General features: G+C 72.8%; 12 protein-coding genes. 2 read left to right on the top strand and 10 right to left on the bottom strand.

Annotated features, from left to right (window positions below; all coding sequences use genetic code 11):
• Window positions 1–96: 96 nt before the first annotated feature.
• Window positions 97–1,089: an ArsR/SmtB family transcription factor gene (locus J2S44_RS33095; RefSeq protein WP_310421950.1), complete on the top strand. Its 993-nt coding sequence runs from the start codon at window positions 97–99 to the stop codon at window positions 1,087–1,089.
• A gap of 182 nt (window positions 1,090–1,271) precedes the next feature.
• Here the strand turns inward: J2S44_RS33095 and J2S44_RS33090 are convergent, their stop codons facing one another.
• The 8 genes from J2S44_RS33090 to J2S44_RS33055 all read right to left on the bottom strand — a co-directional run bounded on the left by J2S44_RS33090 (window position 1,272) and on the right by J2S44_RS33055 (window position 10,940).
• Complete coding sequence (locus J2S44_RS33090; RefSeq protein ID WP_310421947.1) at window positions 1,272–2,672, bottom strand: hypothetical protein; 1,401 nt, start codon at window positions 2,670–2,672, stop codon at window positions 1,272–1,274.
• Window positions 2,669–3,727 carry a glycosyltransferase family 4 protein gene (locus tag J2S44_RS33085; protein WP_310421944.1) on the bottom strand — a complete coding sequence of 353 codons (1,059 nt, stop codon included), beginning with the start codon at window positions 3,725–3,727 and terminating at the stop codon, window positions 2,669–2,671. Before J2S44_RS33085 ends, J2S44_RS33090 begins: the two co-directional genes overlap by 4 nt.
• Window positions 3,727–4,854 carry a DegT/DnrJ/EryC1/StrS family aminotransferase gene (locus J2S44_RS33080; RefSeq protein ID WP_310421940.1) on the bottom strand — a complete coding sequence of 376 codons (1,128 nt, stop codon included), beginning with the start codon at window positions 4,852–4,854 and terminating at the stop codon, window positions 3,727–3,729. The genes J2S44_RS33085 and J2S44_RS33080 overlap by 1 nt, the downstream gene beginning before the upstream one ends.
• A complete protein-coding gene (locus tag J2S44_RS33075; protein ID WP_310421937.1) occupies window positions 4,851–5,513 on the bottom strand; it encodes an acyltransferase in 663 nt (220 codons plus the stop codon). Before J2S44_RS33075 ends, J2S44_RS33080 begins: the two co-directional genes overlap by 4 nt.
• Entirely contained in the window at window positions 5,513–6,538 is a 1,026-nt protein-coding gene (locus J2S44_RS33070; RefSeq protein WP_310421934.1) for a Gfo/Idh/MocA family protein, read from the bottom strand. The genes J2S44_RS33075 and J2S44_RS33070 overlap by 1 nt, the downstream gene beginning before the upstream one ends.
• 9 nt (window positions 6,539–6,547) lie before the next feature.
• Window positions 6,548–8,107, bottom strand: a complete 1,560-nt coding sequence (locus tag J2S44_RS33065; RefSeq protein ID WP_310421931.1) for an O-antigen ligase family protein — start codon at window positions 8,105–8,107, stop codon at window positions 6,548–6,550.
• Between the two features lie 192 nt (window positions 8,108–8,299).
• Window positions 8,300–9,790 carry a lipopolysaccharide biosynthesis protein gene (locus J2S44_RS33060; protein ID WP_310421928.1) on the bottom strand — a complete coding sequence of 497 codons (1,491 nt, stop codon included), beginning with the start codon at window positions 9,788–9,790 and terminating at the stop codon, window positions 8,300–8,302.
• Window positions 9,783–10,940, bottom strand: coding sequence for a glycosyltransferase family 4 protein (locus tag J2S44_RS33055; RefSeq protein WP_310421925.1), 1,158 nt, complete (start codon window positions 10,938–10,940; stop codon window positions 9,783–9,785). The genes J2S44_RS33060 and J2S44_RS33055 overlap by 8 nt, the downstream gene beginning before the upstream one ends.
• Before the next feature lie 249 nt (window positions 10,941–11,189).
• Between J2S44_RS33055 and J2S44_RS33050 the strand changes: the two genes are divergently transcribed.
• Window positions 11,190–12,110, top strand: a complete 921-nt coding sequence (locus J2S44_RS33050; RefSeq protein WP_374727932.1) for a 5'-3' exonuclease — start codon at window positions 11,190–11,192, stop codon at window positions 12,108–12,110.
• Between the two features lie 76 nt (window positions 12,111–12,186).
• Here the strand turns inward: J2S44_RS33050 and J2S44_RS33045 are convergent, their stop codons facing one another.
• Window positions 12,187–13,017: a serine hydrolase gene (locus tag J2S44_RS33045; protein ID WP_310421919.1), complete on the bottom strand. Its 831-nt coding sequence runs from the start codon at window positions 13,015–13,017 to the stop codon at window positions 12,187–12,189.
• Window positions 13,018–13,057: 40 nt separating this feature from the next.
• Window positions 13,058–14,596 (bottom strand): alpha/beta hydrolase fold domain-containing protein, encoded by a 1,539-nt coding sequence (locus J2S44_RS33040; RefSeq protein WP_310421916.1) that lies wholly within the window; start codon window positions 14,594–14,596, stop codon window positions 13,058–13,060.
• Between the last annotated feature and the right edge of the window lie 37 nt (window positions 14,597–14,633).

Genomic DNA, 14,633 nt, shown 5'->3' with positions numbered 1-14,633 from the left:
GCTGACGGGGGGTCGCCGTCCCCTTTAAACTTCAGGAGTACCGCGTTGCCGCGCAATCGGCAGCGCCCCGCCGACCCTTGTGTGGACACTCGGACAATGGGCACACTGTCGATCCACTTCACTTCCGAGGACGTGGCGCGCACCCGCGTCGCCCGGCGTCCCGATCCGCTGTGGGAGATCGTGTGCAGCCTGCACCGGCTGCAGACCCGGCGTGGCTACGCCGCATACGAGGGCTGGCACCGTCAGGTGCGCCTCGACCTGGGCCGGCACAACATGACCGGCCTGCTCCGCAGCACGCTGCTGCCGATCTCACCGCTCGGCCGGTACTTCCCGGACTTCCTCACCCCGGGCGACGTCACCACGCTCGACCAGGGCATCGACATGCTGCAGCACACCGATGCCGCCCGGGTCAGCGAGGAGATCCGGATGATCCCGGACCCGGCCGGTGCCGACGTCTGGCTCGACGACCTCGCCTCCGGCCGCCCGCAGGCCATGCACGCGCTCGGCGACGGCATGCGCCGCTACTTCGAGGTCGCGATCGCGCCGTACTGGACCGAGATCTCCGGCGCCGTCGCGGACGACCGTGCGCTGCGCGGCACCATGATGCTCGACCACGGCGCCGGCCACCTCCTCGACGACCTCGGCCCGCGCTGCGAGTGGAACGCGCCGGTCCTCCAGATCCACGGCTACCCGATGGACCGCGACATGCACCTCGACGGCCGCGGCCTGCTGCTCGTGCCGTCGTACTTCTGCTGGCAGGACCCGATCGCGCTGGCCAACCCGGAACTGCCGCCGATGCTCGTCTACCCCGCCCACCGCCAGCGTGAGGCCGCCGCCGTCGGCACCCCGGACGGGAGCCGGCGCCTGGGCCCGCTGATCGGCGCCACGCGCCTGGAGGTCCTCCGCGCGGTCTCGGTGGCGGCGACCACCGGCGAGATATCCCGCCGGGTCGGCATATCGCCGGCCACCGCCAGCCACCACGCAACGGTCCTGCGCGAAGCGGGCCTGATCACCAGCCGACGGCACGCGAACCTGGTGCTGCACCAGATGACGGCGATCGGGCGGGCGCTGCTGGAGGAGTCGGTCTAGGGGTTTCGACCGACAAATCACACCCTGAGCCGATAATCAGCCCTTATCGGTGTTTCGACGGGCCGTAAACAGTAATGAGTGTCGTCGCCATGGAGAATGTGCGGCGGCCGGTCACTTTGGTCTTTCACGCGTACCACGCGGAAAGGCCCGGCCCTCGAAGGACCGGGCCTTTCCGTGACGCATCAGGGCGAGAACTCCCACACCAGCGCGAGATAGGAACCGAACCAGGCGGAGAGCGCGGTCAGCGCCGCGATCACCACGGCCAGTTGCGGGATCCGCGCCCGGGCCAGCGCGTACGCCACCGGGATCAGCAGCGGGAACGCCGGGACCAGCAGGCGGGACTTGGAGTGGTAGTACCCCTCCCCGCCCAGCGCCAGGGCCAGCACCAGGGCCGCGTAGACCAGCAGCGGCCAGGGCAGCCGCTCGGTGATGCCCAGGAACAGCAGCAGCACCGCGACCGCGAGGACCGCGGTGGCCATGTACAGCGCGAGCGGCTGCGCGTCCGTCAGGATCGCCTTCAGGGTCCGCAGCGTGTAGACGCCGCCGTCGAACGCCATGCCCCAGGCGTCACCCTGCACCCGGAAGTAGCCGTCGGCCTGGCCGAGCCGGAGACCGACCCAGCCGATGAAGCTCAGCATGCCGAGCGGCGACAGCGCACCGGCCAGCCACGGGCGCCAGCCGCCGCCGGTGAAGCGGCCACGGTTGTGGATGACGGCGAAGAGGGCCGCCAGCCCGACCGCGACCGCGAGGGCGCCACCGGTGGGACGGGTCAGGCCGGCGAGGACGCACAGCAGGCCGGCGGTCAGCCACCGGTGCCGCAGCAGCGCCCACAGTGACCACGCGGCGAGCGCCGTGAACAGGGTCTCGCTGTAGCCCATGGACTGGACCAGCGCGTGCGGCAGGACGGCCCAGACCGCGGCCAGCGCGATGCCGGTGCGGCGGTCGCGCAGGTGCAGGCCGATCGCGGCGAGACCGGCGGCGGCGAACAGGCCCGCGATCCAGGAGACGAGCACGCCACTGATCGCGGCGCCGCCCGGCAGCACCGGGTTGAACAGCGCGATCAGGGCCGGGAAGAGCGGGAAGAAGGCGAGGTTGGTGCTGGCGAGCGTGCCGTCCGCCTTGACCGGGATCGCCTCGTCGTAGCCGCCGGTGGCGATGCCGACGTACCAGGTGGCGTCGAAGTCGGTCAGCGCGGCGGTGAGCGGCGTTCCGGCCAGCCGCGCGAAGACGGCCAGCGCGGCGAGACAGATCAGCCGCAGCACCAGGTACGCCAGGACGGCCGGGCCGAGGTCGGCCAGCCACCGCCGGGCCCGGGACCGGGCGTCCGTGGGCCGGGCGGTCCCGGCCTCCGCGACCGCGGCCGGCGCGGCGGCCCGCGATCGGGCCGTGTCCGGCGACGGCCGGGCACCCGGCGTCGCGTCCGACGACGGCTGCGCGTCCGGGGCCGCGGCGGGCCGCGTGCTCGGCGCGGCGTCCGACGACGGCTGCGCGTCCAGCGCGGCGGAGGACGGCGTCGCGGAGGACGGCGTCGCGGCGTCGGATATGGACGGGGCGTCCGGGGCGGGCTTCGAGGGGGTGGTCATCGGGTGCCGCCCGCGGTGGCGAGGACCCGGCGGTAGACGTCGACCAGCGTGGCCGTGACCGCGTCCGGGGCGAGGCGGCGCAGCCGTTCGCGGCCGTCCGCGCGGGTGCGGGCCTCGAGGATCGGCGCGAGCGCGGCCGCGAGGTTCGCCACCAGCTCATCGGTCGCCGCGGCGGTCCCCCACGGGTCCGGGAACGGCACGATCGCGGACGGGCTGACGCCGTCCAGGATCTCCGGGGTGTCGCCGACGTCGACCGTGACCACGGGAACGCCCATCACGGCGGCCTCCTTGACCACCAGCGGGCCGCTCTCCGTGCCGCGGCGGGACGTGAGCAGCAGCGCGTCCGAGGCGGCGAATTTGCGGACCACGGCGTCGCGTTCCTGGCCGGCCTCGGCGAGGACGAGTTCGCGGATCGGCGCGCCGGTGGCGGAGAGCTTGTCGAGGACGGCGCGGAACACGTCGTACCCCTTGACCTGGTTCTCCGGCAGGCCGCCGAAGAGCACGACCTGGTCGCCGGGCGCGATGCCGAACGAGGCGCGGATCCGCTCCCGGTCGTCGTCGGTGGCGGGCGGCGTGAACAGGTCGAAGTCGACCGCGTTCGGCACGACGAAGCCGTCTGGATCGCCGGCCGCGGCCGCGAGACGCCGGGACGGGTAGATCGTGGCCGCGACCGTGCCGGTGGTGGCCCGGGTGATGCGGCGCTGCCAGGGCTCGTTGACGTCACTGCCGTACAGCGAGAGGACCCTGGGGGTGCCCTTGATCAGCCGGGAGGCGAGCGCGGTCAGTCCGTAGTGGACGTGCACCAGGTCGTATCCGCCGGCGGCGGCGCGGGCGCGGACGCGCGGGGCCGCGGTCAGGTAGTCGGACTTGCCGCGCTGCTGCGCGACGACCTCGACGTCGACGTGGTGGCCGGCCGCGCGCAGCGACTCGACCTGGTCACGGACGAAGACGCCACGGAACCCGCCGGGGGACGGCCACAGGTTGGTGACCGCCAGGATGCGAAGCGACGGCGGGGGGTCCGCAGACCCGCCCGCCGTCGCGAAGGACTCGGACATCAGTTCCCGTCGAAGTACGAGCGGACCGCGGCAATGACCTCGTCGCGCTGCGCGTCCGTCAGCTCCGGGTAGATCGGCAGCGACACGCAGGTCGACTCGAACGCCTCGGTGTTCGGCAGGTCGCCCCGCTTGCCGCCGAGGTACGCGAACGCCGGCTGCAGGTGCAGCGGCAGCGGGAAGTGGATGCCCGCGCCGATCCCGGCCGCCTTGAGGTGCGCGAGCAGCGCGTCCCGGTCGGCGGTGTGGATCACGAAGTGGTGGTAGACGCCGCGACGGCCCGGGGCCTCGGTGACGAACCGCAGGTCGCCGACGCCCTCGAGGCCGGCCCGGTACCCGGCGGCGATCTCGCGGCGGCGGTCGTTGTCCGCGTCCAGCGTGGTCAGCTTGACGCTCAGGATCGCGGCCTGCAGCGTGTCGAGGCGGTGCGCGTAGCCGACGATGTCGTGCTCGTACTTGCTGAGGCGGCCGTGGTCGCGCAGCTTCTTGAGCTTCTGGGCCAGCTCCGGGTCGTTCGTGGTGAGCGCGCCCGCGTCACCGAACGCGCCGAGGTTCTTGCCCGGGTAGAACGAGAAGCAGGAGATCGCACCGTACGCACCGGCGCGCACCACGGAGCCGTCGGCCAGCGTGACCGAGGAGCCGTGCGCCTGGGCCGCGTCCTCGATGATCGGGACGCCCGCCTCCTCCGCGATCGCGCCGATCGCGGCGAGGTCGACCGGCTGGCCGTGGATGTGCACCGGAATGACGGCCTTGACGTCGCCGGGGGCGAGCGCGGCCTTCAGCGCGGCCGGGTCCATGCAGCCGGTCTCCGGCTCGATGTCCACGAAGCGCGGGGTGGCGCCGAGCCAGGCGACCGGCTCCGCGGTGGCGATGAACGTGTGCGCGGGGACCGCGACCACGTCGCCGGGGCCGACCTCGAGCGCGGCCATCGCGAGGTGCAGCGCGGCGGTGCCGGAGCCGACGCCGATCGCGAAGCGGGCGCCGCAGAACGTGGCGAACGCCTCCTCGAACTCGACGAGCTCCTTGCCACCGATGAACCGGGTGTTCGTGATGACCTCGGCCATCGCGGCGTCGATGCCGGCCTTGTGGCGCTCGTACGACGCCTTGAGGTCTACGAGGGGAATCGTCATGCGCTCGCTCCGATGGACTCGACGGGTGGGTAGGGACGGTGATCCAGACCGGCCGGGCAGGTCAGCTCGTCCGTGGTCTTGGTCTGACGGCCGGGGTTGCCGACCACCACGGCGCCGGGCGCGACGTCACGCGTGACGACCGTGCCCGAGCCGATGATGGCGCCCGCCCCGATCCGCACACCCGGCAGGATCGTGGCGTTCGCGCCGATCTTGGCGCCGCGCTCGATGTGCACGCCCTTCATGCAGGTCGAGACGGAAGGGCAGCGCGGGAACGGCGCATTGGTGAGCGTGACGCGCGGGCCGATCCACGCGTCCTCCTCGATCACCGAGAACTCCGGGATGAAGCACTGCGAGTGGATCCGCACCCGGTCGCCGAGCGTCACGTGGTGCTCGACGACCGACAGCGAGCCGATCGACACGTTCTCGCCGATCGTGTTCGACTCGCGGACCAGCGCGTGGTGGCCGGTGGCGAACCGCGGCCCGATCGTGTTGCCCGCGTAGAGCACGGTGTGCGTGCGCAGCGTCGCGCCGTCGCCGATCACCGTCTTCTCGTCGGTGGGACCGGAGCGGCCGATGACGCAGAACTCCTCGACCACGCTCCCGTCCCCCAGCGTGACGCCGTCGGCGACGACGGACAGCGGGCTGATCACGGTGCTCATCAGCTGGCCGGCCGGTGCGTGTTGACCCCGATCTGGTCGCCGCCCTTGCGCAGCGACTCCTCGACGGCCTCCAGGACGGCGACGACCTCGACGCCGTTCCACCCGTCGGTGCGCGGGCGGGCACCGTTGTCGACGCACTCCAGGAAGTGCTTGAGCTCCGCGCCGAGCGGCTCGGCCATCGGCAGGCTCGGCACGCGCATGGCACCGTCGCGCAGCTTGTACTGCCAGGCACCGTACGCGTCCGGGTCGAGCCGGTCCGCGCCCTTGTCGTACACCCGGAGCTTGGTCTCGGAGTCGACGTCGTCGAAGACCATCATCTGCTGCGAGCCGACGACCGTGGTCTTGCGGGTCTTGGACGGGTCCAGCCAGCTGACGTGCATGTGGGCGAGCACGCCGCCCGGGTAGCCGACCGTCACGAACACGACGTCCTCGACGTTCTCGTTCAGGTAGCGGGCGCCGCGCGCGGAGACCCACTCCGCGCCCTTGCCGACCAGGAAGTTCGCGATCGAGACGTCGTGCGGGCCGATCGACGTGAACGCGTTCACGTCGCTCTGGATCCGGCCCAGGTTGAGGCGCTGGGAGTGCAGGTAGAGCAGGTCACCGATCTCGCCGGCGTCGATGATCTTCTTCATCTCCAGCACGGCCGGGACGTACTCGAAGACGTGCCCGACCATCAGCACCCGGCCGGCCCGGTCGGCCTGGGTGGCCAGCGAGGCCGCGTCCTCGGTGCTGAGCGCCAGCGGCTTCTCCACCATGACGTGCTTGCCGGCGTCCAGCAGGCGCCGGGTCAGCGGCGTGTGCGTGGCGGCCGGCGTGGCCACGATCGCGGCGGTCACCTCGGGGTCGTCGAGCACGATGTCGAGATCGCTGACGACCTTCACCTGCGGGTAGAGCGCCTGGGCGCGCGCGGCGCGCTCAGGCGACAGCTCCACCAGGTAACGCCAGCGGGAACCGGCATGGTTCTGCAGGTTGCGGGCCAGGTTCGGCCCCCAGTACCCGAAACCGATCAGCGCGACTCCACTCATGGTCGCCCCCTAAACTTCCTCGTCGGTACGGCGAGCGGTCGGCTCGTCGGCGGGTGCGGCGGTCTCGGCGGCGGCGACCGGGGTCCGGGCGCCGGCGCGGGACAGCATCACCCAGGAGATGCCCAGCACGGAGAAGAGCATCGCCGGGAAGACCGGGTCCTCGAGGGACGGCGCCAGCGCCGCGACCAGGACCGCGAAGACGAGCACCGCGATGCCCCACAGCGTGGTCGGGCCGGCCCGGTTCTCCTTCCAGCGCTCCTTCCGGTCGGCCCAGGAACTGCGCAGCAGCGGCCAGGCCAGGAAGAACAGCCAGGTCAGGTAGGCGAGGACGCCGAGCGTACCGGTCTCCACCAGCAGGTGCAGCCAGAACGAGTCGACCTGCTTCTCGTTGGAGCCGTAGAGCTCGAAGCCGTTCGGGCCGAAGCGGGTGTCCTTGAACCACTCCGGGTCCGCGGTGTAGGCCGCGATGCCGCCGAACTGGCCGATGCCGTACCCCAGGATGGGCTGCTTGAAGAAGAGCTTGACGCCCTGCTGCGCGTAGAGCACCCGGACCTCGCGCTGCGGGATGCTGTTCTCCTCCTCGCAGCCGGCGTTGCCCTGGACGCAGAAGCCGTCCTGCTCGGCGCCGCTGGGCAGCGAGAGCGCGCTGGTCACGCCGGCCAGGCGGCGGGCCAGCTCGGTGCGGTTCTCCGGGGAGATGACGACCTGGCCGACCGCGAACATCAGCACCATCGCGGTGGCGACCGCGATCACCACGTACTTGCCGCGGCGGAGGATCGCGAGCACGATCGCGGCGCCGAGGAAGCCGAGCGCGGACTCGCGGGACTGGGTGGCGGAGCCGGCCAGCGCGATGAAGCCGAACAGCAGCCACAGCTTCCAGCCGACGTTCTTCCGCACGATGAACCAGCAGAGCAGGCCGAGCAGGGCGAGCGTGAGGAAGTGGCCGAGGTGGTTCGGGTGGTCCATGAGCGCGTGCGCCCGGTTGATCCGGGCCCAGGTCATGTTGTTCCAGCCGACCATCTGGTACGCCTGGTAGCCGGCGAGCGTCTGCCAGATCGCGAGGATCGAGTTGAGGACGACGAGCACGCCGACCGGGATCAGCGCCCAGCGGATGTGCTTCTGCGAGGGGAACGCCACCCGCCACGCGTAGAACACGATCACGCCGCGCAGGTAGACGTAGCCGGCCTGGGCGATCAGCGAGATCTCGGAGCCGTTGACCAGGCCCGCGAGGATCAGCACCACGCCCAGCACGGCGAGCGCGATGTCGGCCTTGGTGGTGAACTCACGCCACCGCCGCCACTCGAGCGCGAGGACCAGTGCGCTGATCGCGAGCAGGGACAGGTAGATGGCGTTCTTGAACGCCTTGGGCCAGGTCGGCAGGTCTTCGACGACCCGGTTCTGGGCGTCGATCGTGGTGCTGCTGAACAGCACCTGGATCCACGCCTCGATCACGACCTCGACGAGGAGGAGGGACAGCAGGACGAGCAGGACTCCGGACAGCCAGCGGGGAATCAGACGTCGCGCCGTCGGCGCCGCATCATCCCGCTCGGCGTCACGCGCGAGGACCATCGAAGACAACCTGAACTCTTCCCGCCGCCACCGAGCCGGTGGCGGTCATTGTCGGCCCCGTGAGGGCCGAGCGCCGTCGGACAAGGACAGTGGCGGCGACCATGGACCGCACCGGTCCATGGAGCGGTCTCCGGCCACATTTACGGTTCGCGGACGACGGTGTGGGACCACCGTCCGCCGAAAGGCTACCTTTCACGCTGTGTCACCGCTACCCGGGGTGGCGGGCCTGGCGCGACCGTCGCGCCAGAGTCTCCGCAGGTCTCCGACCAGCACCGACGCCGCGATCAAAGCGCCTAGCAGGGCGGCCGTGACGTCGAGCAGGACCCCCGCGTCGAGGTGGTCCAGCACGGCCGCGAGAACAAGTGCCGACCCGACTACGCTGAGTGCACGAAGGACCGGGCCGAACCAGGACATCCGGAGCAGTCGCCACGCCGTGATCAGCGGGACGCCGGCCGTGATCGCGGTGCCCAGCACGTAGCCGGCCGCCACGCCGACCGCGCCGAACGCGGGGGTCAGCAGCGCCACCGCCAGCAGGCCGGTGCTGGCGCCGGCCACCGCGGCCAGTGTCGGAACCCGGACGTGCTCGCCGCTGGACAGCGAGTTCACGGCCGCGACCGGGATGACCGCGAGGTACGTACCGGCCAGGATCAGGCGCAGGATCGGCGCGCCGTCGGCGAACTCGCCGCCGCCGTAGACCGCCAGCACCTCCGGCGCCAGCAGGATCGCGCCGACGAACAGCGGCGCGAGCGCGGCCAGCAGCGCGCGGGTGGACAGGTCGGCCTGCGTGCGCACGGCCTCGGCGTCCCCGGCGCCGTGCGCCCGGGCCATCGCCGGGAACAGCACCATGCCGAGCGCGCGGGGCAGGAAGTAGAACGGCGCGACCAGCGTGACCGAGGCGGTGAAGTAGGCGACCACGCCGGCCGTGGCGACCCAGCCGGCCAGCAGCTGGGTGCTCTGCAGGAAGCCGCTCGCGCAGACCGTGCCGACGCAGGCGAGCCCGATGTAGACCCAGATCTCGCGGGTGTCCGGCGCGCCGGTGCGCGGCTCGCGGCGGATCCCGGCCCGGGTCGCGCGCAGCCGCACCCAGCCGGCCAGGCCGAACAGGCCGTAGCCGAGCGCCAGCGGCAGGATGTAGAGCGGCACGCCGGTCAGCACCACCAGCACGGTCGCGCCGATGGCGATCACCGACGAGGCCAACTCCAGCTTCGCGTAGTGGGCGACCTCGCCGAACGCGTAGAGCGTGGCCTTCTGCACGGTGTACGCGCAGAACGTCACGCACAGCAGCACCACCTGGACCACGTCGACCGGGTCCAGGTCGTAGACGAGCCAGGCGAACGCGCCCGCGCCCGCGCCGAGCACCACGGCCGCGACCAGGCCGAGCCGGGAGAGCATGCGGTCGACCGCGGCGACCGCGCCGACGTCCCCCCGGCCCTGCTGGAACGGGATGAACCGGGACGCGGCGCTGGCCAGGCCGGCCGGCAGCAGCAGGCTGGCGATCGTGCTGACCGCGACCAGCGAGCCGACCAGGCCGTAGACCTCCTGGTCGGTCGCCCGGGCGACCAGCGCGCCGTGGACCAGCCGGGTCAGGCCCAGCGCGACGAGCGCGGCGAGGCTGGCCACCCCGCTGCGCGCCATGCCGGGTGCGGCGGCCGGGCGCTCCGTCACCGTCGTCTGCTCAACCACGGTTCTTCCGGGCCGCGAGCCGGTCGATCACGCTGAAGTAGATCTCCTTCTGCGCGCTCCAGCGCAGGCCCTCCATCACCTTCGCGGCGCGGGCGGCCTGCTCCAGGGCCCGGTCCGGGTCCTTGGCCAGCGCGATCATGGCCTCCCGCAGCGTGTCCGGCGTGGCCGGGTCGACGTAGGTGACCGAGTCGTCCGGGAAGTACCGCTCGATGACCGGGTTCCGGAACGTCACGCACGGGACGCCGAGCGCGGAGTACTCCAGCAGCTTGGTGGGGAGCACGCCCTCGGTCCACTGGTCCAGCATGCTGGGGACCAGGCCGATGTGCACGTCCGTCAGCTCGCCGACGATCTCGGTCATCGAGTAGAGCCGGGTCGGCAGGTCGACCGCGTCCTCCAGGCCGAGCTCGCGCGCGGTGGCCGCGACCTCGTCGATGCCGTCGCCGCCACCCCGTATCTGCACGCGCGCGCCGGGCAGCGCCTCGCGGACGCCCTTGAGCGCCTTGACCACGTTGACCAGGCCGTGCCGCGGCGCGATCAGGCCGTGGTAGCTGAACACGATCTCGCCGTCCGGGTCCCACCGGCGCGGCTCCGGACGCGGCGCGAACAGGCGCTCGTCGGGGCAGTTCATCACCACCGACACCGGCTTCTTCGTGTCCGCGCGGACCAGGTCCGCGTACGGCTCGTGCACGGTCATGACCTCGGTGGCGAAGCGCAGCGCGGCGCGCTCGGAGAGGCGCACCCCGGACATGATCGCGCTCTTGCCCTCGAACTTCGCCGCGAACAGCTTGCTGGTCAGGTCGTGCACGTCGAGCAGCAGCGGCACGCCGGCCAGCCGCTGCGCGATGCCCGCGAAGACCAGCGCCTCCGGCATCGAGTGCGCCTGGAGCACGTCGAAGCGCCGGGGGTGGCGGGTGAGCCAGGCGGTCGCGCGGGCGCCGAACGAGCCGTAGAGGCCGAGGTACGCCTTGGCGGAGGAGCCACGGTACTTCTTCACCGGCAGGTGGATCACCCGGACGCCCTCGACCACGTCCTCGCGGGGCCGGCCCTCCGCCTCCAGGGCCAGCACGGTGACCTCGTCACCGCGCGCGACCAGCGCCTCGGCCTGGCGTCGGACGCGCGGATCCGACTCGTACTGACTGATGACGATCATCCCGACGCGCAGCGGCCGTCGGGGGGTCTGCGGGGCTTCGGCAGCGCTGTTGGAAGTCACAGTAGCGGCCCGAGAGGTAGGAGTCGGGGACACCCGGAGACAATAGGTCGGCGCGGTTGCGAGGCACAGACCGGGGGGCCGTTGTGTGAGAAGCTTTCGCTCCGAGTCAGCAGCACGTTCACCGTCCGTGAGTTAGCCAGAACCGTGGCCTCCGAGGACCACCTTCGCATGCGGACTAGTGTGACGGGTGTGAACCAGCGACCGCTGCTCGCCGTCGACGCGCCCAGCCTCTACTTCCGTGCCTACTTCGGCATCCCCGAGTCGGCCGCCCGCGCGCCGGACGGCAGCCCGGTCAACGCGGTCCGCGGCTTCACCGACATGCTCGCCACGCTGATCCGCACCCGCCGGCCGGACCGGGTGGTCTGCGCGCTGGACGCGTCCTGGCGGCCGGAGTGGCGGGTCGCGCTGATCCCGTCGTACAAGGCGCACCGGGTCGCGGTCGCACCGGCCGTCGAGGAGGTGCCGGACACGCTGGTGCCGCAGATCCCGATCATCCTGGAGCTGCTGGCCGCCGTCGGCATCCCGGCGTTCGGCGTGGACGGCTACGAGGCCGACGACGTGCTCGGCACACTGGCCTTCTCGCAGCCCGGCCCGGTCGAGGTCGCGTCCGGCGACCGGGACCTGTTCCAGCTGGTCGACGACGCGCGCGGCACCCGGCTGCTCTACTGCGGCCGCGGCGTGGCGAAGCTGGAGGACGCGGACGAGGCGCTGGTCGCGGCCAAGTACGGCGTGGCCCCCCAGCGCTACGCGGACTTCGCGGCGCTGCGCGGCGACCCCAGCGACGGGCTGCCCGGCGTGGCCGGCGTCGGCGAGAAGACCGCGGCCCGGCTGGTCGAGCGCTACGGCGGCCTGGACGACATCCTGGCCGCGCTGGACGACCCGGCCGCCGGGTTCGCCGCCGGGCTGCGCACCAAGCTGGCCGCGGCCCGCGACTACCTGCGGGCCGCCGGGCCGGTGGTCCGCGTCGCCACCGACGTGCCGCTGCCGGTCACCGCGTTCGCGCTGCCGGCCGCGCCGGTCGACGCGGACGCGCTGATGGCGCTCGCGGAGAAGTGGAACCTCGCCGGCCCCTGCCAGCGTCTGGTCGACGCCATGTCGTCGCGGGACTGAGACGCCAGGTCGCCCCGAGACCGAGACGCCTGGTCGCCCCGAGGCCGGGAGGCTAGGTCGTCGCGAGGCCGGGAGGCTAGGTCGTCGCGAGACTGAGCAGCGCCGGCCCCAGGAGCGCGTGCGCCTGCACCGCCGGGTGCGTCGAGCCGTAGTTCAGCACGTCGCCGAGCCGGTCCGCGAACAGCGCGAACACCACCGCGGGCCGGCCGTCCCGGTCGAAGACCACGCCGGCCTCGTGCCGGGACGCGAACCCGTCCTGCCAGTCCGCGCCGTACTTGCTGGCCACCCGCGCCCGGTCCTGCGACGACATCACCCGGCGTACCCCGTCGTGGTATCCGCTGAGCGCGCGCAGCACGCCCAGCACGAACGCGGTGCTGTCCGCGGACAGCAGCGTGCCGGCGGCCAGCCTGGTGAGCAGGTCGTGGGTCTCCCGCGGCGTGGTGACGCCGAGGAAGAACCGGTGCGGGTTGTCCACCGGCTCGACCCGCGTGCGCGCGAAGCCCTTCGCCGCCAGGATCTCGTTGATCTCCCGGGCCGGCACCAGTTCCCCGCACAGCCGCACCGCCGTGTTGTCGGAGACCAGCAGCAGCGCGGTCAGCACGTTCGCGACCGTGACCCGGTCACCCCAGACGGTCTGCAGCGCGTAGATGCCGCTGCCCGGCAGCACGATCTCCGGTGGCACGCAGATCCGGTGATCGAGGGCGACCACGCCCCGGTCGACCGCGTCCAGCACCGCGACCGCGACCGCGAGCTTCTGCACGCTGTACGCGTGCAGCACCGCGTCCGCGTCCTCCTCCAGCACCGGCGTGCCGTGCCGGGTGACCAGCACGTGCCAGCGGCCACCCGCGGCGCCGGCCGCCTCCCGGTAGAGGGTCGTCAGGTCGGGCCACTGCGCGCCGGTGCTCACGGCTCGGCATGGTAATTCACGGCGCGGGCCGCGTACCGCCTCAGATCGGCTTCGCCGGGAGCCCGGCGAAGGCGCGCCGGAGGTGGGCCGCCGCTTCCGCGAGCGCGCGCTGCGCGGTGTCGAGGATCGGCGCGGCCGCGAGGAAGCCGTGCGGCACGCCCTGGTAGCGGGTGGTGGTGACGGAGACACCGGCCAGCGCGAGGTGCCGGCCGAAGTCCTCGCCCTGGTCGCGCAGCAGGTCCCGCTCCGCGGTGATCACCAGCGTCGGCGGCAGGCCGGTCAGTGACTGCCGCGGCAGCCCGAGCAGGTCGAGCCACGGATCGCCGCCGGTGGCCGGCGGCACCGCGTGGGTGAGCAGCCAGGAGAGCGCGGTCCGGGTGAGCGGTTTCGCGTCCGCCTCGGTGATCATGCTGTCGCCGTGCGGGGCGAGCGTGGTGAGCGGGTGGACGAGCAGCAGCGCGGCCGGGAGCGTGCCGTCGGTGAGGCGGAGGTTCCACGCGGTGGCGGCGGCCATGGTGGCGCCGTTGGACTCGCCGGCCAGCGCGATCCGGGTGGGGTCGGCACCGAGGAAGCGGGCGTGCGTCTCCAGCCAGTGGTACGTGGTGCGGATGTCCTCGAACGCGGCCGGGAACGGCTCCTCCGGGGCCAGCCGGTAACCGGGGCAGGCGACGATCGCGCCGGTCCGGTTGGTGAGCGCGCGGCAGATCGTGTCCGCCTCCGCGGCCTCGGGCAGCACCCAGCCGCCGCCGTGCGCCCAGAGGATCACCGGCAGCGGCTCGGCCGGGCCGCCGGACGGGTGGTAGACGCGGACCGGCAGGCCGTCGTGCAGCAGCAGCGTGCGGGCGTCGCCGACCGGTTCCGGGGCGAGGCCGGGTGCGAGCGCGCGGACCGCGGCGGCCAGGCCGGGGCGGCGGCGGGCGCGGGTGACGGTGAGCGTCTCCAGCGGCGCGGGGTGCAGTGCGGCGAACGCGTCGAGCACCCGCTGGGCCTGCGGGTCGAGCAGGCCGGACGGGTCGGTGGCGAGCACGTCACGGCGGCCGGAGACGCGGTCGCGGAGCCGGTCGACGGCCGCGGTGGCCGGGTCGGTGAGCCGGTGGGCGAGCGCACCGGCCGGCACGTGCGGGTGCGGGCGGGCCGGTGCCGCGCGCATCGCGGCGAGCCAGTCGCGGCCGAGCTCGGGCATGCGGTCCGGGCCGAGCCGGTGGCGCAGCTGCGGCAGGTACTCCTCCTCTTCCTCGGCCGCGTGCTGGCGTACGTCGTCGATCAGTTCCGCGACCGCCTCCTCGAACTCCTCGTCGCCGGGCTCGCTCTGCTGGATGACCACGAGCAGTTCCTTGAGCCGCTTGTTCTCGTCGCGCAGGTGCCGGGCCTCGGCGACCGCGCCGGTGCGGGCCAGCGCCGGGCAGAGCACGCGCTCCTCCGCGTCGGTCTGCCGGGCCAGCTCGTAGGAGACCTGGTCGGCCAGGATCCGGCGGTCGCCGCGGCCGGCGGCGAGGTGCTGCAGTTGGCGTTCGACGACCGCGTGGGCGTCCGCGACGATCCGGTCCAGGTCACCCGGGCCGGTGGAGTGGTTGATCATGGTGGGCCTCCCCTGCGACGTGGGTTTTAGTGAACGC

It is taken from the genome of Catenuloplanes niger (assembly GCF_031458255.1).
Lineage (GTDB): Bacteria > Actinomycetota > Actinomycetes > Mycobacteriales > Micromonosporaceae > Catenuloplanes > Catenuloplanes niger.
This window is presented reverse-complemented; position numbering and strand designations above follow the sequence as displayed.

Bases quoted from the DNA above. Each gene is read 5' to 3' on its own strand.
- J2S44_RS33095 (WP_310421950.1), top strand. From the start codon at position 97: ATGGGCACACTGTCGATCCACTTCACTTCCGAGGACGTGGCGCGCACC.
- J2S44_RS33090 (WP_310421947.1), bottom strand. From the start codon at position 2,672: ATGACCACCCCCTCGAAGCCCGCCCCGGACGCCCCGTCCATATCCGAC.
- J2S44_RS33085 (WP_310421944.1), bottom strand. From the start codon at position 3,727: ATGTCCGAGTCCTTCGCGACGGCGGGCGGGTCTGCGGACCCCCCGCCG.
- J2S44_RS33080 (WP_310421940.1), bottom strand. From the start codon at position 4,854: ATGACGATTCCCCTCGTAGACCTCAAGGCGTCGTACGAGCGCCACAAG.
- J2S44_RS33075 (WP_310421937.1), bottom strand. From the start codon at position 5,513: ATGAGCACCGTGATCAGCCCGCTGTCCGTCGTCGCCGACGGCGTCACG.
- J2S44_RS33070 (WP_310421934.1), bottom strand. From the start codon at position 6,538: ATGAGTGGAGTCGCGCTGATCGGTTTCGGGTACTGGGGGCCGAACCTG.
- J2S44_RS33065 (WP_310421931.1), bottom strand. From the start codon at position 8,107: ATGGTCCTCGCGCGTGACGCCGAGCGGGATGATGCGGCGCCGACGGCG.
- J2S44_RS33055 (WP_310421925.1), bottom strand. From the start codon at position 10,940: ATGATCGTCATCAGTCAGTACGAGTCGGATCCGCGCGTCCGACGCCAG.
- J2S44_RS33040 (WP_310421916.1), bottom strand. From the start codon at position 14,596: ATGATCAACCACTCCACCGGCCCGGGTGACCTGGACCGGATCGTCGCG.